Raw genomic sequence first — 24,563 nt, 5'->3', positions numbered from 1 at the left:
CACCGAACGGACCTCCGCCGAACGGACCTCCGCCACCGAGCGCACCGCCCCCCGCTGGCGCGACGCCTCCCTGCCGCCCGAGGCCAGGGCCGACGCCCTGATCGCCGAGATGACCCTGCGGGAGAAGGCCGCGCAGCTGTACGGCGTGTGGGTGGGCGCCTCCGCCGAGGGCGGTGAAGTCGCCCCCCACCAGCACGACATGGAAGAGGCCGTCCCCCTCGACGAGCTGCTTCCCCGGGGCCTCGGCCAGCTCACCCGGCCGTTCGGCACCGCCCCGGTCGACCCGGCGCTCGGGGCGCTGTCGCTGCTGCGCACCCAGCGCCGCATCATGGCCGCCAACCGCTTCGGCATCCCCGCGATCGCCCACGAGGAGTGCCTGGCGGGGTTCGCCGCCTGGGGCGCCACCGCCTACCCCGTACCGCTGGCCTGGGGCGCGACGTTCGACCCGGCGCTGGTGCGCACCATGGCCGGGCGGATCGGCCGGGACCTGCGCTCCGTCGGCGTCCACCAGGGCCTGGCACCGGTGCTCGACGTGGTGCGCGACGCGCGCTGGGGCCGGGTCGAGGAGACCATCGGCGAGGACCCGTACCTGGTCGGCACGGTCGGCACGGCCTACGTGCGCGGGCTGGAGTCGGCCGGGATCGTGGCCACGCTCAAGCACTTCGCGGGCTACTCCGCCTCGCGCGCCGGCCGGAACCTCGCGCCGGTCGGCATGGGCGGCCGGGAGCGCGCCGACGTGATCCTGCCGCCGTTCGAGATGGCGGTGCGCGAGGGCGGCGTCCGATCGGTGATGAGCGCCTACACCGACACCGACGGCATCCCGTCCGCGGCCGACCGGGACCTGCTGACCGGACTGCTGCGCGAGACGTGGGGCTTCACCGGCACGGTCGTGGCCGACTACTTCAACGTCGCCTTCCTCAAGACCCTGCACGGCGTGGCCGGCACCCTCGGGGAGGCCGCGGGCGCGGCCCTGGCGGCGGGCGTCGACGTGGAGTTGCCCACCGTCAAGGCGTACGGCGAGCCGCTGCTGACGGCGGTCGCCGAGGGCCGGGTGCCCGAGGCACTGCTCGACCGGGCGGTGCACCGGGTGCTGGTGCAGAAGGCCCAACTCGGCCTGCTGGACGCCGGTTGGGACCCCGTGCCGCCGGTCCTGGCGGGGCGCGTCGACGGGGTGAGCGTGCGAGGGGCGGGCGACGCGGACCCGGAATCAGCAGCGGGTGCGGACGGCGCCCCGATGACCGGCGGCGCGCTCGATCCGGACGGCGACGACCCGGCCGGCACCGTGCCGGACGCGGGCGCGCTGTACCTGGAGGCGCTGCGCGGAACCGTCGACCTGGACTCGGCCGCCAACCGGGACATCGCCCGCCGGGTCGCCGAGGAGAGCGTGGTGCTCCTGCGCAACGACGGCATCCTGCCCCTGAAACGGCCGGAGGTGATCGCGCTGATCGGACCCAACGCCGACGCGCCCACCGCCGTGCTGGGCTGCTACGCGTTCCCCATGCACGTCGGGGTCCGGCACCCCGAGGTGCCGACCGGCATCGAACTGCCCGCGCTGCGCGAGGCGTTGACGGCGCAGTTCCCCGACAGCCGGATCGTCTGCGCCACCGGGTGCGACGTCGACACCCCGGACACCGGCGGTTTCGCCGAAGCGGTACGGGCCGCGTCCGAGGCGGACGTGGTGGTGCTCGCGCTCGGCGACCGGGCCGGGTTGTTCGGCCGCGGCACCAGCGGCGAGGGCTGCGACGCGGAGTCGCTGGCGCTGCCCGGCGTCCAGCAGCAGCTCCTCGACGCCGTCCTGGACACCGGCCGTCCCGTCGTCCTCACCCTGCTCGCCGGCCGGCCGTACGCGCTCGGCCGGGGGGTCGGCGAGGCGGCGGCCATCGTGCAGACCTTCTTCCCCGGCGAGGAGGGCACCGCGGCCCTCGCGGCCGTACTCGCCGGCCAGGTCGAACCGTCCGGGCGGCTGCCGGTCAGCGTGCCGGTCCGGCCGGGCAGCCAGCCGACCACCTACCTGGCCGCGCGCCTGGGCCGGGCCAGCGACGTCTCCAACGTCGACCCGACCCCGGCGTTCGCCTTCGGCCACGGGCTGACGTACACCACCTTCCAGTGGACGGACCTGCGCGTCGCGGACTTCGAGGCGCCCACCGACGGGGAGGTGCGCTGCTCCTTCACCGTCCGCAACACCGGCGAGCGCGAGGGCACCGAGGTCGTCCAGCTCTACCTGCACGACCCGGTCGCCTCCGTGGTCCAGCCCGAGCAGCGGCTGGTCGGCTACCAGCGGCTGCGCCTCGCCCCGGGCGCCTCGGCGCGGGTGGAGCTGGCCGTACCCGCCGACCTGGCGGCCTTCACCGGTCACGACGGCCGCCGCGTCGTGGAACCCGGCGCGCTCGAACTGCGGCTGGGCGGCTCCAGTACGGACCTGCGCCTCACCGTCGTGTGCACCCTCACCGGCCCGGCCCGCGTGGTGGACCACACCCGCAGGCTGCACCCCCGCTTCACCGTGAACCGGAGGTAGCGCAGCGGCGTGCCCCGCACCGCTGCCCGCTCCGTCCGCGTCCGGCCGGTGCGGGCAGCGGCGTTCCGGTGATCGCCGGTGCGCGCACGGAACGGGGACACGCGGACGAGGGGGCGCCGCCCGGAGGAGGGCGTGTGCCGCGCCATCAAGACGCCCGGGCGGGGCAACCGCCCGGTGACCTACGCGTCCGGACGGTGCGCCCGGACGATCAGATCGGCGGTCTCCCAGGCGACCAGCGCCCGCTCCTCCGGGGGCAGCGGCTGTGTGCCGTACAGCGAGCGGACCCGGCCGTCGGTGGCGAGCAGCAGGACGAACTGCCGTGCGGCACGCTCGGGTTCGGGCACCACGAGTTGGCCGTCGCGGTCCCGCTCGGCGAGGTAGCGGGCCAGATCCTCCATCACCGCGCCGGACCCGTTGTCGCGCCACATCAGCTGGAGCTCGGGGTGGCGGGTCAGCTCCGCGATCGTCAGCCGGTGCAGCGCCGCCGCGTCGGGCGCGAGCACCGTCCTCAGCACCCGCTCGCCCACCGCCGCGAGATCCGCGCGCAGGTTCCCGCTGTACGGCAGCGGGCCCCGCGACGCCTCGGGATCGTTGCTCAGCATGCCGCCCGCGGCGCGGGCCACCGCGAGGAAGAGCTTCTCCTTGTCCCCGAAATGGCCGTAGACGGTCTGCTTTCCGACGCCGGCCGTCGCCGCGATCTCGTCGACGCTCGCCCCGGCGTAGCCCTCCCGCAGGAACACGGTCATCGCGGCCCGCAGGATCGCGTCGTGCTTGGCAGCCGAGCGCACGCGCCCGGACGACGGCGCGGGCTCCCTCGCGCCCGGCGGCGCGGGCACAGCCGCGGGCTCCCCCGCGGATGACGGCGCGGGCGTGTGGCCGGGGTGGGGTTCGGCGGATCCGGTCATGGCACAAAGTGTATCGCTTGCCAAGACGGAACTGTCTAGTCTAGTTTCAGAGGAGCAAGACTAGACCGTCTAGTTTTGACTCGACCCACTCAGGGAGCGCGATCGACATGACCGGCACGGCGAGCAGCGGCAGGACGACGGAGAACGGGCCGCACGGCACGGCGCTCGGCGTGACGGACGACGCGGTCCGCGACACGACCGGAGCGACCGGCACGACGGGCGGTGGCGCGCAGGGCACCAGAGCGGCAGGGCAGCCGGCGCCGCCGGGTTCGGAGGCGGCCCCCCGGGGCGGGGCGCGGCGCATCGTGGCGGTCTTCGTCGTCATGCTGGCGGTGGCGATGGACCTGATCGACACCTCGGCGGTCAACGTGGCGCTGCCCTCGATCCGCGGCGGGCTCGGCATGGGCGACACCGGGCTGAAGTGGGTGGTGGCGGGGTACTCCCTCGCGTTCGCGATGCTGCTGATCACCGGCGGCCGGCTCGGCGACGTGATCGGCTACAAGCGCGCCTTCATGACCGGCACCGGCATCTTCCTCGCCGCGTCGCTGGCCTGCGCGCTGGCGCCGGGCGCGGGAGTACTGGTGGCCGCCCGGATCGTGCAGGGCGGCGCGGCGGCGCTGATGGTGCCGCAGGCGACGTCACTGCTCCAGCTCATGTACCGGCCGCAGGAACGGGCCAAGGTGATGGGCCTGTTCGGGGCTCTCGCCGGGCTCGCCGCCGCGCTCGGGCCGCTGGTGGGCGGCGCGCTGCTGAAGGCGGACCTGCCCGGCCAGGACTGGCGGCCGCTGTTCCTGCTCAACGTGCCGATCGGCGCGGCCGCCCTCATCGCGGGCGCCCTGCTGCTCCCGTCCGGCGGCTCGCCGGAACCGACCCGGATCGATCCGCGCGGCAACATCCTCGCCGCGATCGGACTCGGCCTGCTGGTCCTCCCGCTCATCCAGGGGCCGGACGACCACTGGCCGGCGTGGACCTTCGTCTCGCTCATCGCCTCGGTGCCGGTGCTCGTCCTGCTCGTCCGCGACCAGCGGGTGCGCGGCGGGCGCGGCGCCACCACCCTGGTCGACCCGAGCCTGTTCCGGCAGCGTTCCTTCGTCTCCGGGCTCGCGCTGAGCCTGCTGGTCGAAGCCGTGATGGGCGGACTGACGCTCGCCACCACGCTCACCCTGCAGGAGGGCCTGGGGCGCAGCGCGCTCGCGGCCGGTCTCACCACGCTGCCGATGATCGTGGGCATGGTGCTGGGCGTCGCGGCCCTCGCCGATCCGCTCATCCCGCGCCTGGGACGCCACGTCGTCACCATCGGCTGCACCGGCCTCGCCCTCGGCGTCCTCACGACCGCCTGGGTGCTGCACCACTACGGACACGCCACCCACACCTGGCAGCTCGTGCCCGGCCTGGTCGTCACGGGAGTCGGGCTCGGCATGTCGATGGGACCGCTGTTCGCGATCACCCTGCAGAACGTCCCCGCCGCCCGTGCCGGCTCCGCGTCCGGTGTGCTGGAGTCCGTCGAACAGCTCGGCGCCGTCCTCGGCGTCGTCTCCATCGGCGGCATCTACCTGCACCGCGCCGCGACCCACTCCTTCGTCGCCGCCTACACCTTCGGCGCCGGCGCCATCCTCGTCGTGCTCCTCCTCGCGATCCTGGCCGGCCCGGCCCTGCCGCGGCACTTCCGCTCGGAGGAGGAGCTCGAAGCGGCCGACTGACGCGGAAATGGGCTCCGCCCCGGCGCCGACCACCCTCCCTGCTGCGGTCGGCGCCGGGGCGGTGACATGCCGGGCGGCCCCTCGCCGCCCGGGTCCCGGCCCGGGACGGCGGCCCGCCGCGACCAGCGACGGGACACCGCACACGAACGGCCGGAGGTGGCACGTGCGTTCACAGGACCAGCGCGTGCGCCGGCCCCGTGAACCCCCGCCCGGTGGGCCCCGTCAGCGCTCCAGCGACACGTACAGCCGGGTGCCCTCGGCGCGGTAGCCGAGCCGTTCGTACACCCGCTGGGAGCCCTCCCCGGAGTACTCGAGCCAGACGGACCCGGCGCCGAGCCCGAACATGGCCGCCGTGAGCGAGGCGACCACGGCCCCGCCGATGCCGCGGCGGCGGAAGGCGGTGCGGGTACCGACGCCTGCCAGCTCCGCGGTGCCGACCGCGGGCGCGGAGCAGGAGGCGGCGCCCGCGCACCCGTGGTCGGGCGCGCGGACGAACCGCACCGCGCCCCCGCCCTCCTGGATCCGGCGCAGCCGGGCGGCGCCCTCCGGGGAGGAGGCGAACTCCCCCTCGAACGCCTCGGCCAGGGCCGCGTCGATCGCGGTGTACTCCTCGTCGGCGGCCGGGCTCTCCACGAGGTGCCCGGGCCCGTCGCCGATCCGCGGCGGAGGGGTCAGCGTGCCGGGCCGGCAGACCAGGTACTCGTGCACCTCCTCCGTGCCGAACCCGGCCGCCCGCAGGGCGGGTTCGACCGAGGGCGCACGGTCAGGAGCGAACTCCAGCCGCGGCTTGAGTCCGCGCGAGCGGAACGCGGCGACGAGTGCGGCGACGTCCGCCGCGGTCGGCTCGGCGCCGGGCAGCGGGGTCGCGTAGTTGATGTACGGGCTGTCGGTGGCGGGGTCGAAGCCCGCGACGAACCCGCCGGTCTCGACGACCTCCGGGCGGCGGCGCAGGTTGGCGACGGCAAAACTCTGGACATTGGTCTGCACGGTGGGATGACCTCACGAAGAAGGGACGCGTGGGAGCGCACACCCGCACCGCCGGGAAGATCGGCGGGATCCGCGGAAGGCGCTGCTGCCGGGCCCGGCATGGAACCGGGCGGGCCGTCCCCGCGCGAGAACGGCCGGCGGTGCGGAAGGCACCGCGGCGAGGGACCGCCGCACGTCGAGCGCGCGGCACCGGGCGGGACCCTGCTCGCGAGGGAGCAGGAGCGCACCGCTCAGTGCGTACGGCGGCCGCTACGGGACGCCGGAACCATAGGACTTCGTTCCCAACCGTGTGTGAGGACCCGGAACCGCCACGGTCCGGGGCGGACCCGACTCTGCCACGGCGGCCGGGACGCGCGCAACGCGATTTCCCCCAGTCCCCGCCGCGTCCGCGGGCTTCACCCGGGTCGCCCCCGTTTCCCTGGCGTACGCATCGGCACCGCCCGGCGGCCGGACCTTGGCCGTGTCTTGGTTGTGCCTTTGCCGTGCCAGAACTATTGACAGCGTTCCGGAGCTCCCACAGACTCCCCCGGAGAGCGCTCTCCGGCCGTGTTCCCCCGTGTTCCCGGCCCCCCGTGAGTCCGAGTCATCCCCCCAACCGAGTGGCGCCGTGGCCCGGCCGGGCGACGGTGCCGCGTCGGCACGAGGTCCCACCACGTGGAGCTGCCCATGAGCCTCCTGTCCCGTTTCCTCAGACGCGTCCGCCGGCACCGGCCGGCCGTCGCCGCGCTGGCCGCGACGGCGCTCGCGGTCGGCGGCCTGGTCGGCACGACCGGCGGATCGGCGCACGCCGCCGGCGGTCTGCTCTCCCAGGGCCGCCCGGCCACCGCGTCCTCGACCGAGAACGGCGGCACCCCCGCCTCCGCCGCGGTCGACGGCGACGCCACCACCCGCTGGTCCAGTGCCGCCTCCGACCCGCAGTGGCTCCAGGTCGACCTGGGCGCCACCGACACGATCAGCTCCGTCACCCTCAACTGGGAGACGGCGTACGGCAAGGCGTTCAAGATCCAGGTCTCCGACAATGCCCAGACCTGGACCGACATCTACTCCACCAGCACCGGGACCGGCGGCACGCAGAACCTCGCCGTAAACGGTTCCGGCCGCTACGTCCGGATGTACGGCACCGCCCGCGCCACCGGATACGGCTACTCCCTCTGGGAGTTCCAGGTCTACGGCACCGCGGGCACCGGCGCCGGCACCGGGTGCGGCACCACCGACGCGGCCCAGGGCCGCCCGGCCACCGCGTCCTCCACCGAGAACGGCGGTACCCCCGCCTCCGCCGCGGTCGACGGCGACGCCACCACCCGCTGGTCCAGCGCGGCTTCGGACCCGCAGTGGCTCCAGGTCGACCTGGGCGCGACGGCCGCGGTGTGCAAGGTCGCGCTCAACTGGGAGTCGGCGTACGGCAAGGCGTTCCGGATCCAGGTCTCCGACAATGCCCAGACCTGGACCGACATCTACTCCACCAGCACCGGGACCGGTGGCAACCAGACGCTCACGGTCAGCGGCTCGGGCCGCTACGTCCGGATGTACGGCACCGCCCGGGGCACCGGATACGGCTACTCCCTCTGGGAGTTCCAGGTGTACACGACGGGCTCGACCAGTGGCGGCGGCACCGACGGTGGCTCGACCGGCGGCAGCACCGGGCCGGGCGGCGGGGACTTCTCCGGCACCGTCATCTCGGCGTACCAGCAGGTCACGGCCTCCTCGTACGAGGGCGGCAACGCGCCGGCCGCCGCACTGGACGGCCGGACCACCACCCGCTGGTCCAGCCTGTACACCGACGACCAGTGGCTCCAGGTCGACCTCGGCGGCACCGGCACCATCAGCGGCCTGGTGCTGAACTGGGAGTCGGCATACGGCACCGGCTACCGCATCGACGTGTCGGACAACGGCACCGCGTGGACCACGCTCTACACGACCACCACCGGCAAGGGCGGCGTCGAACGGCTGCCGATCACCGGGACCGGGCGCTACGTACGGCTGGTCGGCACCGCCCGGGCCACCGGATACGGCTACTCCCTCTGGGAGTTCCAGGTCTACGGCACGGTCGACCGCTCGACGTCCACCCCGCCGATGCTCTCCGGCCCGACCAAGCCCCCGGCCAGCACAGGCCAGTTCGCGCTGTCCGCGCCGGCCGACAAGGCCATGGTCACCAACACCCGCCGCCCGCAACTGTCCTGGGTGGCGGTGTCGGGGACGGCGCATTACGAGGTGTGGATCAACATCAGCCGCACCGACTACGATTTCACCGCGTCGGGCAGCCTGCTCGACCTGTACACCAAGGTCGCCGAGCCCACCGGCACGTCGTACACGCCGAGTTGGGACATCACCGACCGCTGGACGTACAAGTGGTACGTCGTCGCGGTCAGCGGGTCGGGCGCGCGCACCGTCTCGGGGATCCGCCAGTTCAGCGTCTACCTGCCGGACATCGAGCAGGTGGCGGACGGCGTCAACGTGGTCAACGGCGCCCGCGACCTCAACAAGGACGGCACGATCGAGCCGTACGAGGACTGGCGGCTGCCGGTCGACACGCGGGTGAGCGATCTCCTCGGGCGGATGACGCCGGAGGAGAAGGCGTACCAGATGTTCTACAACGTGCAGCAGTACCCGATGTCCGGCTGGCACTTCGGGCCGGCGCAGCCCGCCGACCTGAACAACGTGCTGCTGTCGACGGCGGCGACACGGCTGGGCATCCCGCCGGTGTCGGCCGGCGACACCACCGCGGGCTACCAGACGACGTATCCGCTGCAGAGCACGCTGGCCGCGGGCAAGGACTACGCGCTGGACTACCAGCTGGGGAACATGCAGCGGAAGGAGGAGCTGGAGGTGGGGGCGCGCGGCACGCTGTCGCCGCTCGCGGAGGTCGGCACCAAGGTGCTGTACCCGCGCATCCAGGAGGGCGGCGGCGAGAACGCCGACGTGGCCGCGGCCCAACTCAAGGCGCTGGTGTCCGGGTTGCAGGGCGGCCCGGAGCTGAACCCGGGTTCAGTGCTGGCGACGGTGAAGCACTGGCCGGGCGAGGGCGCCGGCGGTGAGGCGGGGATCGTCTACGACGCGGTGACGATCAAGTACCACATGATCCCGTTCAAGGCCGCGATGGACGCGGGCGCGGTGAACATCATGCCGGGCTACGCGGGCAGTTCGTACCTCGACCCGGGCGGCCCCGGCGCGGGCGACAGTGCGAAGATCCTCACCTACCTGCGGCAGACCATGGGCTACACCGGCCTGATCACGACGGACTGGCTGCCGTCGTCGGCGTGGATCAACGCGGCGAACGCGGGCTCGGACGTGATGGGCGGCGCCGATCCGGGCGCGACCGGTTTCACCATGGCGAGCTTCGAGCAGCAGGTGCCGCAGGCGCGGATCGACGACGCGGTCGGCCGCATCCTGAAGCTGAAGTTCGAGCTGGGAGTGTTCGACCACCCCTACGGCGACCCGGTCAACGGACCGTTCAGGTTCCACCAGCCGAGCTACGTGGCGCTGGCGAACCAGGCGTCGCGGGAGTCGGACACGCTGCTGAAGAACGACGGCGTGCTGCCGGTGAAGCTCACCTCCGGTGACAACATCGTGGTGGCGGGCGACCGGGCGACGGACGGCGCGTCGTGCTGCATCTGGTCCAGCTACTTCCACCCGGACTACGGTTCGCTGGACATGCTGGACGCGATCAAGCAGAGAGCCGCGACGGCCGGTGTCAACGTGTACCAGGACACCGGTCCGAACCCGAAGCTCGCGATCGTGAACGTCGGCGAACCGTCGTACACCCACGCCACCGCGTGGCCGGACACGCAGCCGTACCTGCCGGCCGACCAGCTCGCCCTGATCAGGAACTTCAAGAGCCAGGGCATCCCGGTGGTGGTCGTGCTGACGCTGCCGCGGCCGATCGTGATCAGCGACTGGAACGACCTGGCCGACGCGATCGTGGTGACCTACCGCGGCGGCGAGGAGGTCGGTCCGGCCACGGCGAGCCTGCTGTTCGGGGACTACACGCCGCGCGGGCACCTGCCCTGGCAGCTGCCCAGGAGCCTGGACCAGGTGCTCAAGCCGGGCGGCGGCGACACCCAGGCCGACGCCGACGAAGCGTGGGACCTGCCGTACGACCTCGGCGCCACCGACGCCGAGCGCGCGGACATCCGGGCGAGGATCGACGCGGGCCAGACCGTGCCGACGACCTACGGCAACCCGCTCTATCCGTACGGGGCGGGTCTGACGGGCTGGGGGTGACCGGCTGGGATCGAGCGGCGCCGGCGAGCGGTCCCGTCCGCTCGCCGGCGCGGCGCCACTCCGCCCCGCGGGGCCGGTCCTTGGGCCGGCCCCGCGGGGCTCCGCCGTCCGGCGCCGTCGTCGGGTGCCGTCCCCGTAAGGCCGGCCGGTCACATCCCTTCGGGGCCGGGGACGGCACGCGCCTTGAGGTGGACGCGCTCGCCCTGCGACCCGAACAGGGCGAGGAACTCCACGGGGTGGTCCCCGGCGTTGGTGAAGCCGTGCGGGATACGGGTGTCGAACTCGGCCGCCTCGCCCGCGACCAGCACCACGTCGCGGTCGCCGAGGGCGAGCCGCAGCCGTCCGGACAGCACGTAGAGCCACTCGTAGCCCTCGTGGGTGCGCTGCTCGGGACGCTGGTCGGCGGTGCCGGGCGGCGGGACCGCCATGATCTGCTTGTAGGCGTGCAGCCCGCCGAGGTAGCGGGTGAGCGGGACGAAGGTGTGACCGTGGCGGGTGAAGGGCCGCGGGTGGATGCGCGGGTCGCCGGTGGCCGGGGCGCCGACGAGCTCGTCGAGCGGGACGCCGTACGCCTTCGCCAGCGGCAGCAGCAGTTCGAGCGTGGGTTTGCGGCGGCCCGACTCCAGCCGGGACAGGGTGCTCAGCGAGATGCCGGTCTCCTCGGCGACCTGGGCCAGGGTGACGGCGCGGGCGCGGCGCAGCGTCCGCAGCCGCGGGCCCACACCGGCGAGGACTTCGTACAGTTCGGCCATGTCTCGTATTTGCCGTTACGGCAACAATCTTTGTCAAGCCGCGCCACGCGCTCGCAGCATGAACGGCAGGTCGGCGACATCCGCGGCCGACGGCATGGAGGTGTGACGATGGACGGCACGATGTGGGACGTGGTGGTGATCGGCGGCGGGCCGGCCGGGCTCGGCGGGGCGCTGGCGCTGACCCGGGCGCGGCGCTCGGTCCTGGTGGTCGACTCGGGCGAGCCGCGGAACGCGCCGGCCGAGGGGGTCCACGTGTACCTGGGCCGCGAGGGCCTCGCGCCGGGCGAGCTGCTGTCCGCCGGGCGGGAGGAAGTGCGCGGCTACGGCGGGGAGTTCACCGACGGCGTGGTGGCCGCGGCGGCGCCCGCCGAGGACGGCGGCTTCACCGTCGAACTGGCCGGCGGGCGGCGGCTGCGCGCTGCGCGGCTGCTGGTGACCACCGGTCTGGTGGACGAGCTGCCGGACGTGCCGGGGCTGGCCGGGCTGTGGGGCGGCGACGTGCCGCACTGCCCGTACTGCCACGGCTGGGAGCTGCGGGACCGGGCGATCGGGGTGCTGTCCACCGGCCCGTTCGCGGCGCACCAGGCGCTGCTGTGGCGGCAGTGGAGCGCCGACGTGACGCTCTTCCTGCACCGCGGCCCGGAGCCGTCGGAGGAGGAGTACGAGCAGCTGGCGGCGCGCGGGATCGCGGTGGTCGACGGCGAGGTGGCCGGCCTGGAGACGTCGGACGGGCGGCTGACCGGGGTGCGGCTCGCGGCCGGTCCCACGGTGGCGTGCCGTGCGCTGGTCGCGGCGCCGTTCCTGGCCGCGCGGGCGGGCTTCCTCGCCGGCCTGGGGCTGGCCACGGTCGAGCAGGAGATGGCCGGGCACGTGGTCGGGACCCGGATCGACGCGGACCCGGCGGGCGCGACCGCGGTGCCCGGGGTGTGGGTGGCGGGCAACGTGAACGACCCCATGGCCCAGGTGATCGGCGCGGCGGCGGCGGGGGTCAAGGCGGGCGCGGGCATCAACGCGGACCTCATCGCCGAGGAGACCCGCGAGGCGGTCCGGGCCCGGCGCGCGCTCGCGGGGCAGGCCACGGCCTGATCCGCGCGCAGGCGACGGCCATTCACCGGCAAGGGCAACTGATGGTTGCCTCTCGACGCAACGCAACCTATGGTTGCACCATGAGCGAAGAGACACTGACCCTTGACACCCTGATCGCGCGGGTCGACGCCGGGGCCGAGGACGAGCCGCCCCTCGACCGGCTCACCCGTGCCATCGAACTGGCCGCGCGTGTCAGCGAGTTGGGCGAGAACCTGGTGGGGCACTACGTCGACCTGGCCCGCCGGGACGGCGTGCCGTGGTCGGACATCGGCACCCGGCTCGGCGTCAGCCGCCAGGCGACCCAGAAGCGGTTCAACGTGACCGCCGCGCTCAAGGAGCCCGACCAGCCGGGCTTCTGGGACCGCACCTCGCCCGAGCTGCGGGAGGCGGTGAAGCGGGCCCGGGACGAGGCGCACCGGCGGCGGAAGACCTATCTCGGCACCGAGCACCTCCTGCTCGGCCTGGTCGGGGAGGACGACGCGATCGGCGCCCGCGCGCTCGCGGCGTGTGGGGCGCCACCGGCCACCGTCCGCGCGGCCGTCGACGGGCGGATCGGCGTCCCCTCGGGCGAGCCGCTGCCCGACGAGGCGCCCGCCACCCGGCTCGCGCTCGGCTCGCTGCAGCACTCCCTGCGCGAGGCACTGCGCTCCGACAGCGCGCTGGTGGACACCGCCCACCTCGCCCTGGGCCTGCTCACCATCGGCGACGGCCTCGCCAGCGACGTCCTGACCAATCTCGGCGTGACCTACGACGCGCTGCGCGAAGCGGCCGACCGCGCCCGCTGAGCCCGGCGCCCGGCCCGCGACGCGCCCTCCCCGCGTCCGGCGGCCGCGGTCAGCCGAAGAGCGGGAAGCGGTCGGCGGCCGCGCCGAGTTCGGCCCGCTCCGCGGCGGTGAGCGGGGTGCGGCCGGTCGCCACGCGGGCGTAGTGCGCGTCGCTCCAGCCACCGGGGACGGGGCTGCCGAGGAGGCCGTCCAGGACGGCGCGCGTGGCCGCCAGCCCCGCGGCCGAGGGGCCCGGGGCGGCGGGCAGTTCGGCGATGAGGTCGAGATGGTGGACGGTCGCCTCGACGGCGAGGGTCGTGGCCAGATCGGCGGCGGTCAGGACGTGGCCCTGGGTGCCGACGAGCCACCCGGGGTCGGTCGCCCGGGCGGCGTGCACGGCGGCGGCGGCCGTCTCCAGGTACAGCTCCCTCAGTTGGCCGAAGTCGAGGAACATGCTCGCGCCGACCCGCACCCACCTGCGGCCGTTCGCGGCGCCGACCGTGTTCGGCTGCCATCCCCGCCAGTACGTCACGGCGTCGCGGTCCGCGGGCCCGGACGCGGGGGTGTGCAGCGCGACCAGGCCGCGCTGGGCGTCGGCCAGGCAGTGGAAGACCAGGTCGCGAACCGCCCAGCCGGTGCAGCCCGTCGGCAGCCACGACTCCCGCTCGCCGACCTCGGCCACCACGGCCGCGAACGCGTCGTAGGCGGCGTGCAGAACGCCCGCCGCAGTACTCTCCGCATCGCTCACCCGGCAAGGTGAGGACCGCGTGCCGGCGCCGGCCTCCGCGCCCGTGTCGGCATCCGTGTCGGCGTAGAGGCAGAAGGGATGGCCGGCGGGATCGAGCATCACCCGGACGTCGTCCTGCGGCTGGTGGCCGGCTTCCACCGCTCCCAGTTCGCGCGCGTGGGCCACGGCTGCCGGCAGGTCCACGACCTCGAAGTCGAGGTGCATGGTGATGCGCTGGGCGTTCTCCTCGGCGGGCCGGACCGGCGGCCGGTAGCCCTCCGACCGCTGGAAGGCGAGGGAGGCCACGCCTTCAGGAGGCGCGAGGGCCGCACCGTCCGGGTCCGACCGGACGACGTCCCACCCCAGCAGTTCGGCGTAGAAACGGGCGAGCGCCCGCGGATCGGCCGCCTCCAGCGCGACGCCCCACCAGTCGGGTCCGGCCCGCCGGGGCGTACGGGGTTCGGGTTCGGGCCGTCCACGCAAGCGGCTACTCCTCCTCGGGACGCGGCACCGTCGCGGTCTCCAGGAAGAACTCGTCGATCCGGCGCACCGCCTGGAGGAAGTCGTCCAGGTTCACCGGCTTGGTGACGTACGCGTTGGCGTGGCGGCTGTACGCGGCGGTGATGTCGTCCGGGGTCGCGGACGTGGTCAGCACGACCACCGGGATCAGGCAGAGATCCGCGTCCTCCTTGAGCACCCCGAGCAGCTCGCGGCCGTTCATCCGGGGCATGTTGAGGTCCAGGACGATCAAATCGGGACGCGGGTTGTCGGGCGAGCGCAGGTATTCCAGGGCGGTGATGCCGTCCGTGGCACGGGAGATGGAGCGGACCACGCTGTTCTCGTTGAGGCCCTCCTCGATCAGCAGCGCGTCGGCCGCGTCGTCCTCGACGAGCAGGACGTGGTAGGAGCGGCTGGGCACAAGGGCGTTCACGGATGCGCTCCTATGGATCGGAGAGAACAGCGGGGGGAAGCGGGAGGAAGCGGGGGGAGCGGTCCGGTCGGCGGGAATTCACGGGGCCGGGTCGGCGGCGGACGGGGCGGGCCGGCCGGACGGACGGGGATCCGGTGTCGCGCTGCCCGGTGCGTCACGCCGGGTCGGCGCGGGCCCTTCGTCGGCGGGTCGGGGGCACAGTCCTCCCCCGTGCGTGGGCCGGCTCGGCGGGCCGGTCGCGTTCGGGTGGCAGGGAGGTTCGCTCGCCGGGCACCCGTGCAGCCTATACGGGCCTGCCCGAGAACCGACAACCCATGTTGGCCAACCGGTGTACTGTTGCCCGGCTGCGACTGTTCGTGGTGCTAATTTTTCCCGCTGGCCCGCCGCCGCACGCGGCGGCCGACGTGTTCGAGGAGCAACCGTGGCCGGCGTTGTGCCGATACCCGACGACGGGCAGGACCGGTCGGTGGACCCCGAGGGGCCGCCGCCGGAGGGGGAGACCCGGCCGGAGGTGCCGCCACAGGCGCCGCCGGACGCAGTCCCGATCGCAGGCCCGGACGAGGGCCCCATCGAGGGGCCGACCGCGGGGCCGGAGTCGCCGCCGCAGGGCGGATCGGCGGCGGAGGGCGGCCCGTCGGGCGTGCGGGCACGCGCGGCGCGACCCGTGCCGGGCGGCTGGACGACGCGCCGCTGGCTGATCGTCGGCACCTGCGCCGCGCTCGTGGTGCTGCTCGCGCTCGCGCTGGCCGGCGGCTGGGTCTTCGCCCGCTCCTCGCGGCTCACCGACAACCTCTCCGACTCCGACACGCCCGCCCTGGTGGCCGCGGCGCAGTTGGAGGACACCCTGGTCAGCCAGGAGACGGGGGTACGCGGTTACGGCATCACCGGGCAGCGGTCCTTCCTCCAGCCGTACACCGACGGCCTCGCCGGCCAGCGCAAGGACACCGCCGCCCTGCGGGCGTTGCTGGGGCACGACACGCGGGCGGTGCACGACCTCGACGCGCTGCTGTCCCGCACCGAGGTCTGGCAGGCGCGGATCGCCCGGCCGATCGCCGCGGCACCGCCGGGCGCCCCCGTGGCGCTGGCGACGCAGCGCGCGGACGAGGGCAAGGGCGAGTTCGACGCGGTGCGCGGCGCCGCGAACCAGCTGGAGCGGACCCTCAACCAGCGGCGCGACAAGGCCCGCTCGGACCTGCGCCGCGCGGACGCGGAACGCGACTGGATCTTCGGGGTGATCGCCGCCGTCATCACCGCGCTGACCGTGCTGATCTTCGCCGGGCTCCGGCGCGGCGTGACCCGCCCGCTGGACCTGCTGTCCGGCGATGTGCGCAAGGTGGCCGAGGGCGACTTCGGCCACCGCGTGACGGCCAGCGGACCGGCCGACATCAGGGCCCTGGCGGCGGACGTGGAGTCGATGCGCGAACGGCTCGTGGACGCGCTGGCGTTCAGCGACAGCGTGCGCGGGCAGCTGGACGAGCAGGCGGCCGACCTGCGCCGGTCCAATGCGGAACTGGAGCAGTTCGCGTACGTCGCCTCGCACGACCTCCAGGAGCCGCTGCGGAAGGTGGCGAGCTTCTGCCAGCTCCTCCAGCGCCGCTACGCCGCCCAACTCGACGACCGGGCCGGGCAGTACATCGAGTACGCGGTCGACGGCGCGAACCGCATGCAGACCCTCATCAACGACCTGCTCGCCTTCTCCCGGGTGGGCAGGGTGCATGCCGACTCCGCCGCGGTGGACCTGGAGGCGCTCTACACCAGGACCGCGGAGTCGCTGAGCCTGGCGGTGGAGGAGTCGGGCGCGGAGCTGACCCACGACCCGCTGCCGGTGGTGAGCGGTGACGCCACCCAGCTCGGCATGCTGCTGCAGAACCTGCTCTCCAACGCGGTGAAGTTCCGCGCGCCGGAGCGCCCGCCGCGCATCCACCTGTCGGTCGCGCCGGACGGCGACGACCGCTGGACGTTCGCGGTGACCGACAACGGGATCGGCATCGCACCGGAGTTCGCGGAGCGGGTGTTCGTGATCTTCCAGCGGCTGCACACCCGCGACGCCTATCCCGGCAACGGCATCGGGCTGGCGCTGTGCAAGAAGATCGTCGACTTCCACGGCGGGGCGGTCTCGGTGGACGCCGACCACGCGCCCGGCACGCGGATCGTCTTCACCCTCCCCCGCCGCGCCGAGGAGCCGGATCCGGTGCAGGAGCAACAGCCGGTGGCGGAACGGCCTGGGTCGACGGGCGGGGCGGCGGGAGAGGGCGCGGGAGCCGCGGGTGCGGCGCGCACGCCGGGTACGGGTGAGGACGACGGTGCGGCGGCCGGCTCCGGCGACGGTGCCGCCCCGGACAGCGGGATCGGCGCGCGGCAGGCGGGGGCGGGACGATGACCGCGGACAACACGGCACTCGACGCCGCGTCGGCGCCGCAGCGGACCGTCGACACCTACCGCCTGCTGCTGGTCGAGGACGACCCCGGCGACGCCCTGCTCGTGGAGGAGTACCTCTCCGACACGACGCTGAACGTGCGGCTCCAGTGGGCGCAGACCCTCGCGGACGCCATGGGGCGGATGGCGCAGGAGGCGCCGGAGTGCATCCTGCTCGACCTCCATCTGCCGGACGCCTCGGGGATCTCGGCCGTGCGGCAGGCGCAGGCGGCGTGCCCCTCGGCGGCGGTCATCGTGCTGACCGGGCTGGCCGAGAGCCGGGCAGGCGCGGACGCGGTCGCCGCCGGGGCGCAGGACTACCTGGTCAAGGGCACGGTGAGCGGGGAACTGCTGGACCGGGCGATCCGCTACGCCGTCCACCGCAAGCACGCGGAGCAGACCGCGGCCCGGCTGCGGCTCAACGAGCAGCGGGCGCAGGAGAACCAGCGGCTGGAGCGCGGCCTGCTCCCGGTTCCGATGCGGAGCGGGACGGCGGTGGCCACGGCGTCCTGCTACCTGCCGGGACGCAAGGGCGCCCTGCTGGCCGGGGACTTCCTGGACGTGGTGGAGACGCCCGACGGGACCGTGCACGCGGTGATCGGGGACGTCAGCGGGCACGGGCCGGACGCGGCCGCGATCGGGGTGTGCCTGCGCATCGCGTGGCGCACGCTGGTGCTGAGCGGGCACCGCAGCGCGGACCTGCTCGGGGTGATCGAGCAGATCCTCGTGGCGGAGCGGACCTCGTCGTCGATGTTCGCGACGGTCGCGACCCTGTCGCTGTTCCCCGCGACCGCGACCGGCGGCCCCCGGGTCCAGGTCACCCTCGCCGGGCACGACGCGCCGCTGCTGGTGGAGGGGGACACGGGTCACGCGGCGCCATCCGACGGCGGCCCGGACGGCGTCCGGCGGCGCGCCACCCTCCAGCTGGCGGCTCCGCCGGGCATCGCCCTCGGGCTCGTGCCCGGTCTCGCGGACTGGCGGACCGTCGAGTTGCCGCTGCCCGGCGCGGGGTCGCTGCTGCTGTTCACCGACGGTCTCACCGAGGGCCACGCCGGCGCCGGTGGTGAACGCCTCGGCACCGACGGCCTGATGGCCATGGTCGACGCCGCTCCCCCGCTGTCCGGCCGGCCCTTCGTGGACCATCTGGCCACCACCGCCCAGGAGATGGACGGCGGCCGGCACCTCGACGACATCGCGGTGCTGCTGCTCGCCTGGTAGCGGGCGGCCCCGCCGGCCGACGCGCCGATCAGGCGGCGGGCACGTGGGCGGTCACGGCCCGCTCGGCCCAGTCGAGCACGGGGCTGAGCGGCGGCTGCGGCGGCCACTCGTTGACCACGGCGAGGAGGTGCAGGTAGCGGTCGCGCCGCGGGTCGTTCGCGGCCCGCAGCCGGCCGAGCAGCGCGTCCCGGGGCGACCCGGTCCCGGTCCCGGTCACGGCGCCGGGCGCCGCGCCGCTCCCGGCCTCGACCGCTCCCGCGCAGGCGGCCACGAGTGCGGCGACGGCCGGAGCGGCCTCGGCTGCCGTGGGCGCGGTGCCGGCGGCCAGCTCGGGGGCGGCGTACCGCTGCACGGCGACGAAGAGGTCGCGACCGGGCACCGCGCCGGCCCCTTCCCGCGCACGCTCGCGTCCGGCGGCCCACACCGTCGCCGTCTGCCGTACGGAGGCGCGGAATCCGGGGTCCTGGGTGAGTTCGGCCAGCTCCACCCACGCCTGGACGCGTACCGGGTCCGCGGGGTCGGGCAGTTCGGGGGTGAGCGAGCGGCGGACACCGGTGAACGCGGGGTCGGTGTCCGGGCCGTCGAACACGGCGTCGAGGAAGTCGGCGATCAGCGCGTCGCGTTCGGCGGCGGAGAGTGTGGCGAGCCGGTGCACGAGTTCCATCTCCTCAGGGGTGGCGGCGCGTTCGGCCGCCACGGTCAGTACGGCGTGGCGCACACGCAGCAGGCGGATCTGCACGGCGAGCGCGTCGGCGTGCGCGCGGGCCACCTCGGGCAGCGACAGCTCCCGGTCCAGTACCCGGCGGGCGGTCGCCAGGTCGACGCCCAGCTCGCGCAGCGTGCGCAGCAGCCGCAGCCGTGCCAGCGCGGTGCCGTCGTAGCGCCGGTGGCCCGCCGGGGTGCGGCCGGCCACCGGCAGCAGCCCGCGCTCGGAGTAGTACCGGACCGCCTTGACGGTCAGCCCGGTGCGCCGGGCCAGGTCGCCGATCGAATGCTGCGCGCCGCTGGTCATGCCGCCACCCTGCCACCTCCCCCGGCGGGAGGTTCAAGCGATCGGCGGCCCCGGTTCGGCCCGCGCGGCGGGCGCGCGGTGACGCCGCGACGCCCCCCGGAACACCGAACGCCCGCTCGATTCCGTCCCGCCTCGGCGCCGAGCCGTCCGGAGGGGCCTGTCGTACGCTGCGAAAACCGGCGCGACACGTTCACGCGCGGCACTTTCCCCGCCGCGCAGGCGAAGGGCGGCAGACTTCCGATGGCATCGACGACGTACACCGTTGCACCGATCAGCGCGCGGCAGCACAGGGACTTCGTGGCGGAACGCGGGACGGCCAGCCACATGCAGGTGCCGTCGTGGGGCGGTGTGAAACCGGACTGGCGGGCGGAGAGCCTGGGGTGGACCGACGGGGACGGGCGGCTGGTCGGGGCGGGGCTGGTGCTCTACCGGCCGCTGCCGAAGGTGCGGCGGTCGCTGGCATACCTGCCCGAGGGCCCGGTGATCGACTGGCACGCGCCGGACCTGGAGCGGTGGCTGGAGCCGCTGGTGGCGCACTGCAAGGGCCAGGGCGCCTTCGCGGTCAGGGTCGGGCCGCGGGTCGAGGCGCGCGCCTGGGACGCGGCGGCGGTCAAGGACGCGATCGCCGACCCCGGCGTCACCCGGCTGGGGGATGCCGAGCCGAGCCGGCAGGACCCGCGCGCGGGCGAGGTCGAGGAGCGGCTGCGGGCGGCGCGGTGGCGGCCGGCCCGGTCCGGCGCGGACGGCTTCGGCGCGGGCCAGCCGCGGTTCGTGTGGCAGCTGCCGATCGAGGGCCGGGCGCCGGAGGACATCCTGCGCGGCTTCAGCCAGCAGTGGCGGCGCAACGTGAAGAAGGCGGAGAACGCCGGGGTGAAGGTGGTGCGCGGCGACGCGTCGGACCTGCCGGAGTTCCACCGGCTGTACGTGGAGACCGCCGAGCGCGACGGCTTCGTGCCGCGCCCGCTGGGCTACTTCCAGCGGATGTGGGACGCGTTGACGGCGGAGGACCCGGACCGGATGCGGCTCTACCTGGCGTCCCACGACGGCGACGTGCTGTCCGCGGCCACCATGCTGACGGTCGGTGGGCACGTCTGGTACTCCTACGGCGCCTCCACCGTCCTGCGCCGCGAGGTCCAGCCGAACAACGCGATCCAGTGGCAGATGGTGCAGGACGCGTGCGAACTGGGCGCCTCCGTCTACGACTTCCGCGGCATCACGGACACCGTCGAGGAGTCCGACCCGCACCTGGGCCTGCTGCGCTTCAAGTCCGGTGCGGGCGGGGAGGCCTGCGAGAACATCGGCGAGTGGGACTTCCCGGTCAACCGGGTGCTGCACCGGGCGCTCGACGCCTACCTGTCCCGCCGCTGAACGCGGCCGGCCAGGACCGCCGTTGACGCTCCCGATCGCATGCCCGGCCCCGTACCCGAGCGCGTGCCCGCCCTCCCCGTGCGGGGCGGGCACGCGCCGGGGGGCGGTCAGGGGCGCAACGCGTGCAGCGGAAGGCGGGCGAACGCGATCCGGTCGTAGGCGGTGGCCGTGCCGGTCTCGTAGAGCAGGCCGACCTCGTCGGGGCCGGTCTGCACCAGGTCGCTGTAGCCGGCCGGGAGTTGGGTGAGCGTGTCGACGGCCGTCCAGGTGCGGCCGCCGTCGGTGCTGGCGCGGACCGCCATGTCGGCGCGCGCCGAGGGGTCGGCGGGCCCGGCGAACAGCAGCGGCCCTCCGTCCGGTTGCAGCAGGCTGCCCTCCACCACCGGCCCGGCGAGCTGGACCTGGGGGGCGTACGGCTGGTCGAGGTGGGCGCCGCCGTCCTGGCTGCGGGCGTCGACGCGGACGCCGGGCGCGGTGCCGTTCTGGTTGCGGGCGTTGAAGTACACGGTGCCATCGGGGAGTTGCGCGACCGCGGTCTCGTTTGCGTTGATCGCGCCGTCCGGGGCGTCGTCGACGAAGCCGATCCGCCAGGTGGTGCCGCCGTCGTCGCTGAGCAGGCAGTGACCGCCGTAGTACTTCGCCTCGGTGCCGACGTCCGTGGAGCCCGCCGGCGGCGGCGTCGAGTGGTTGGCCGGCGCGACCAGCCGGCCGCGGTAGGGCCCCCGGTCCAGGGCGATCGCGTGGCCGGGGCCGGTGGCGTACCAGCGCCAGTCCGGGTGCTTGGTGGCGTCGGTGATCTCCCGGGGCGGGCTGAACGTCAGGCCGTCGTCGGTGCTGGCCTGCACCCACACCCGGCGGCCGTCCTGCGCCGCCGCCTGGCCCGCCATGATCTCGGCCTCCGTCACGCCGGCGCCGTTGGTGCAGGTCAGCAGGATCAGACGGCCGGTCCGCGGATCGACCACGGGAGAGGGGTTCCCGTGCGTGTTCGAGCCGTCGCCCGCGACCACCGCCTGGTCGCCCCAGGTCCGGCCGCCGTCGGACGAGCGCCTGGCCACGACGACGGTCCTGGCGCTGTCCGAGCTGCTGTCCCTGGCCTCGGCGAACGCCACCAGGCTGCCGCGCGCCGTCCGTACCACCGCCGGGATGCGGTAGACGGCGTAGCCGTCGGCGCCGGAGGTGAACACGGTGGTCTCCGGTGCCGGGGTGGTGGAGCCGCTGCCCGTGGCGGCCGCCGCTCTCGTCGAGAGCCCGGCGAACGACAGGGCTCCCGCGGCCAGTGGCAGCACGATGAGCTTTCGGCGGCTGAACAGCATGCGACGGCCTCCTGTTGCGGTGGTTGACGTGATGACGGCGGGGACTTCGGTGACGCCAGTGCTTCGGTGCATCCGGTGACGGCGCCGCACCGTCTCCGCGGCCGGCCGCCGTGCGGTCCCCGGTCCCGTTCCCGGCCGGCGGCGCCGGTGCCGCCTTACCCCAGGCCCGCCGCGTCGAGGCGGGCCGCGACCGCCCGGACCTCGTCCGCGGTGAGCGGCAGCAGCGGGGCCTGGGTGCGGCCGGACCGGATCACCCCGCGGGCGGCGAGCGCCGCCTTGAAGGCGCCGAGGGCGCCGGACATGCGCCCGATCCGGGTCCGGTCGGGGATCTCGATGATGCCGAACAGCGCGGTGAGGCGCCGCTGTTCGGCCTGCGCGGCGGCGTGGTCGCCGCGCCGGGCAGCGTCGTACAGGCGGACGTAGCCGTGCGGGTCGACGTTGCCGAGTCCGGGCACGATCCCGTCGGCGCCGCGGGCCATCGCCAGGTCGGCGAGGGTCTCGGAGCCGGTCAGGCAGCCGGCTCCGCTGCCGGCGGTGCCGTCCAGCACGCGCTGGAATCCCTCCAGGTCCCCGGAGGAGTCCTTGACCGCCGCGATCACCTTGTCCTGGGCGAGGCTCGCCAGCAGCGCGTGCGGCAGCTTGAATCCGGTGTTGGCGGGGATGTCGTAGGCGACGAGCGGCAGGTCGAGGGCGGCGTGCAGCAGTTCGTAGTGCGCGCGCACCTCCGGTTCGGTGACGCCGACGTAGAAGGGCGCGGTGACCACCACCGCGTCGGCGCCGATCGCCTTCGCGCGCCGGGCGTGGTCCAGGACCCGCAGGGTGCCGGTGTCGATGGCGCCGGCCAGGACGGGGACCTGCCCGGCGGCCGTGGCGACGACCGTGCGCAGGGCGATGTCGCGGGCGGTGTCGGTGAGTTGGGCGATCTCCCCGGTGGAGCCGCCGACGAACAGGCCGTGGACGCCCGCGTCGAGCTGGAACGCGGTGAGGCGTTCCAGCGACGCGGTGTCCACCTCCCCGTCGTCGGTCAGCGGGGTGCACAGGGGAGGGACGACTCCGTGGAACATCAAACCTTCTTCGTCACGAGGGGTACGGATCGGTGCGGCGGGCGCGGCGGGGCTCACCCCGGGCCGGCGCCCGCGCGCAGGTTCGGGTCGGAGCCCGGGGCCTGGGTGCCGCCCGGCTTCGACAGGAACACCGCCGGCTCCTCCCCGGTGCGGGGTGGCAGGCCGGCGCGTTCGGCACGGCGGTCCGCGGCGCGCTGCAGCCGGACCGGCACGTTGAATCCCACCAGCAGGACGACCACGGCGGTGAACGCCACGCCGAGCACGGCGATGGACGTGCCGAGGCTGAGCGGCTTGGCGAGCTTGGTGCCCAGGACCGGCGCGGCGGCCCCGCCGAGCGCGCCGACGTTGTAGCTGAAGCCGAGCGCGGCGGCCCGGATGTTCAGCGGGTAGTGGTCGCTGACGTACTTCGGCAGCACCCCGGAGGCGCCCTGCCCGAAGCCGACCAGCAGGAACAGCAGCACCCACATCCACACGGTGTGACCGCCGCCGAGCGCGAAGACGGGCACCACGAAGGCCAGCGAGACGATCAGCATCCCGGTGTAGGTGACGCGGGTGCCGAACCGGTCGCCGAGGTAGCCGCTGGCCACGCAGCCGACGGCGTAGCCGCATCCCGCGTACAGCAGCGCGTTGGACACCTGGTCCGGGTTGTAGTGCAGGGACGTCTTCAGGTACGTCGGCAGCAGCGACTGGAGCGGCCAGGAGTACAGGAACGCGCTGAAGACGGTGACCATCAGCGCGACCACGACGGGCCACAGCCGCCCGGCGAACTGGACGGTCAGGGAGACGAAGCAGGCGACGATCGCGGCGATCAGCACGAGCGTGATCGCCGTGTTCTGGCCGCGCAGCACCACGATCAGGGCGACCGCGGCGGCAAGGCAGACCAGCACGTTGACCCATCTGCGGCGCCCGCCGGAGAACAGCACGCCGGTCGCGCTGACCGGGCGGTTGCCGGCGTCGACGGCTTCCTTCCACTCGGTGGCCTCCGGCAGCCGGCGGCGCAGGTAGATCGCGAGGACGACCGGCACGATGCCGATCCAGAACAGCACCCGCCAACTGGTGTGCGGCACGACCCACGCGTAGACCTTGGCGGCCAGCACGCCGCCGAGCGGGTAGCCGGACAGGATCATGCCGCTGGCGGTGTTGCGGAGCCTCTTCGGCCAGCTCTCGATGAGGTACGTCACGCTCGTGCCGTACTCGCCGGCCATGCCGAGGCCGACCACCATGCGGAACGCGAAGAGCGACCAGTAGCCCCAGGAGAAGCCGCACAGCACCGACCCGACGGCGTACAGCCCGATGCTCAGCACCATCGCCGGGCGGCGGCCGAACCGGTCGCCCAGGGCACCGATCGCCAGGCCGCCGAACCAGCGGGAGACGAACGCCGCGGACACCAGGGTCGCTGCCGTGACCGTGGAGAGGTGGAAGTCCTTGGAGATCTCGGTCAGCACCAGCGTGATCAGGACGAAGTCGAACCCGTCCATCGCGTAGCCGAGCCAGGCGGCGGAGAAGGCCTTCCAGTCCCTGCCGGACAGTTCCGCACGCCAACGGAGCGGTGGGGCTTGTGAGTAGCTCATGCGGCTCGCATCCT

At 74.3% G+C, this 24,563-nt stretch carries 17 protein-coding genes; 8 read left to right on the top strand and 9 right to left on the bottom strand.

Annotation, left to right across the window (positions count from 1 at the left end):
- Positions 1–70: 70 nt before the first annotated feature.
- Complete coding sequence (locus C4U44_RS32590; RefSeq protein WP_235032528.1) at positions 71–2,515, top strand: beta-xylosidase/alpha-l-arabinosidase; 2,445 nt, start codon at positions 71–73, stop codon at positions 2,513–2,515.
- Between the two features lie 179 nt (positions 2,516–2,694).
- Here the strand turns inward: C4U44_RS32590 and C4U44_RS32585 are convergent, their stop codons facing one another.
- Positions 2,695–3,420: a TetR/AcrR family transcriptional regulator gene (locus C4U44_RS32585; RefSeq protein WP_103889679.1), complete on the bottom strand. Its 726-nt coding sequence runs from the start codon at positions 3,418–3,420 to the stop codon at positions 2,695–2,697.
- A 107-nt stretch (positions 3,421–3,527) separates the two neighbouring features.
- Here C4U44_RS32585 and C4U44_RS32580 point away from each other — a divergent pair, with 107 nt between their 5' ends.
- On the top strand, positions 3,528–5,120 hold the full coding sequence (locus C4U44_RS32580; protein WP_103889678.1) for an MFS transporter: 1,593 nt from the start codon (positions 3,528–3,530) through the stop codon (positions 5,118–5,120).
- 222 nt (positions 5,121–5,342) lie between these two features.
- Here the strand turns inward: C4U44_RS32580 and C4U44_RS32575 are convergent, their stop codons facing one another.
- Positions 5,343–6,107, bottom strand: a complete 765-nt coding sequence (locus tag C4U44_RS32575) for a GNAT family N-acetyltransferase (protein ID WP_103889677.1) — start codon at positions 6,105–6,107, stop codon at positions 5,343–5,345.
- A 666-nt stretch (positions 6,108–6,773) separates the two neighbouring features.
- Between C4U44_RS32575 and C4U44_RS43510 the strand changes: the two genes are divergently transcribed.
- Positions 6,774–10,328, top strand: coding sequence for a discoidin domain-containing protein (locus C4U44_RS43510; protein ID WP_103889676.1), 3,555 nt, complete (start codon positions 6,774–6,776; stop codon positions 10,326–10,328).
- Positions 10,329–10,477: 149 nt separating this feature from the next.
- Here C4U44_RS43510 and C4U44_RS32565 read toward each other — a convergent pair whose 3' ends face one another.
- A complete protein-coding gene (locus C4U44_RS32565; RefSeq protein WP_103889675.1) occupies positions 10,478–11,080 on the bottom strand; it encodes a helix-turn-helix domain-containing protein in 603 nt (200 codons plus the stop codon).
- A 108-nt stretch (positions 11,081–11,188) separates the two neighbouring features.
- Between C4U44_RS32565 and C4U44_RS32560 the strand changes: the two genes are divergently transcribed.
- Both C4U44_RS32560 and C4U44_RS32555 read left to right on the top strand, forming a co-directional pair.
- Positions 11,189–12,166: an NAD(P)/FAD-dependent oxidoreductase gene (locus C4U44_RS32560; RefSeq protein WP_103889674.1), complete on the top strand. Its 978-nt coding sequence runs from the start codon at positions 11,189–11,191 to the stop codon at positions 12,164–12,166.
- Between the two features lie 80 nt (positions 12,167–12,246).
- The gene (locus C4U44_RS32555; protein ID WP_160145161.1) at positions 12,247–12,951 is read left to right on the top strand and encodes a Clp protease N-terminal domain-containing protein; all 705 of its coding nucleotides are present in this window, start codon (positions 12,247–12,249) and stop codon (positions 12,949–12,951) included.
- A 49-nt stretch (positions 12,952–13,000) separates the two neighbouring features.
- On the opposite strand, the gene C4U44_RS32550 is transcribed toward C4U44_RS32555, so the two are convergent.
- A complete protein-coding gene (locus tag C4U44_RS32550) occupies positions 13,001–14,140 on the bottom strand; it encodes a VOC family protein (RefSeq protein WP_235032516.1) in 1,140 nt (379 codons plus the stop codon).
- Positions 14,141–14,144: 4 nt separating this feature from the next.
- Positions 14,145–14,588: a response regulator gene (locus C4U44_RS32545; protein WP_322973711.1), complete on the bottom strand. Its 444-nt coding sequence runs from the start codon at positions 14,586–14,588 to the stop codon at positions 14,145–14,147.
- Positions 14,589–15,228: 640 nt separating this feature from the next.
- Here C4U44_RS32545 and C4U44_RS32540 point away from each other — a divergent pair.
- Together C4U44_RS32540 and C4U44_RS32535 are read left to right on the top strand one after the other, a co-directional pair.
- The gene (locus C4U44_RS32540; RefSeq protein WP_407642926.1) at positions 15,229–16,968 is read left to right on the top strand and encodes a sensor histidine kinase; all 1,740 of its coding nucleotides are present in this window, start codon (positions 15,229–15,231) and stop codon (positions 16,966–16,968) included.
- Positions 16,965–18,221 (top strand): PP2C family protein-serine/threonine phosphatase, encoded by a 1,257-nt coding sequence (locus C4U44_RS32535; RefSeq protein ID WP_103889671.1) that lies wholly within the window; start codon positions 16,965–16,967, stop codon positions 18,219–18,221. Before C4U44_RS32540 ends, C4U44_RS32535 begins: the two co-directional genes overlap by 4 nt.
- Before the next feature lie 28 nt (positions 18,222–18,249).
- Here the strand turns inward: C4U44_RS32535 and C4U44_RS32530 are convergent, their stop codons facing one another.
- Positions 18,250–19,233: a helix-turn-helix domain-containing protein gene (locus tag C4U44_RS32530; RefSeq protein ID WP_103889670.1), complete on the bottom strand. Its 984-nt coding sequence runs from the start codon at positions 19,231–19,233 to the stop codon at positions 18,250–18,252.
- Positions 19,234–19,473: 240 nt separating this feature from the next.
- On the opposite strand from C4U44_RS32530, the gene C4U44_RS32525 reads away from it, so the two are divergent.
- The gene (locus tag C4U44_RS32525; protein ID WP_103889669.1) at positions 19,474–20,601 is read left to right on the top strand and encodes a lipid II:glycine glycyltransferase FemX; all 1,128 of its coding nucleotides are present in this window, start codon (positions 19,474–19,476) and stop codon (positions 20,599–20,601) included.
- A gap of 107 nt (positions 20,602–20,708) precedes the next feature.
- On the opposite strand, the gene C4U44_RS32520 is transcribed toward C4U44_RS32525, so the two are convergent.
- The 3 genes from C4U44_RS32520 to C4U44_RS32510 form a co-directional block, all read right to left on the bottom strand.
- A complete protein-coding gene (locus tag C4U44_RS32520; protein ID WP_103889668.1) occupies positions 20,709–21,914 on the bottom strand; it encodes a sialidase family protein in 1,206 nt (401 codons plus the stop codon).
- Between the two features lie 155 nt (positions 21,915–22,069).
- Positions 22,070–22,978, bottom strand: a complete 909-nt coding sequence (locus tag C4U44_RS32515; protein ID WP_103889667.1) for a dihydrodipicolinate synthase family protein — start codon at positions 22,976–22,978, stop codon at positions 22,070–22,072.
- A 53-nt stretch (positions 22,979–23,031) separates the two neighbouring features.
- A complete protein-coding gene (locus C4U44_RS32510) occupies positions 23,032–24,549 on the bottom strand; it encodes a sialate:H+ symport family MFS transporter (protein WP_103889666.1) in 1,518 nt (505 codons plus the stop codon).
- Positions 24,550–24,563: the final 14 nt, after the last annotated feature.

This window comes from Actinacidiphila yanglinensis, assembly GCF_900107965.1.
Lineage (GTDB): Bacteria > Actinomycetota > Actinomycetes > Streptomycetales > Streptomycetaceae > Actinacidiphila > Actinacidiphila yanglinensis.
This window is presented reverse-complemented; position numbering and strand designations above follow the sequence as displayed.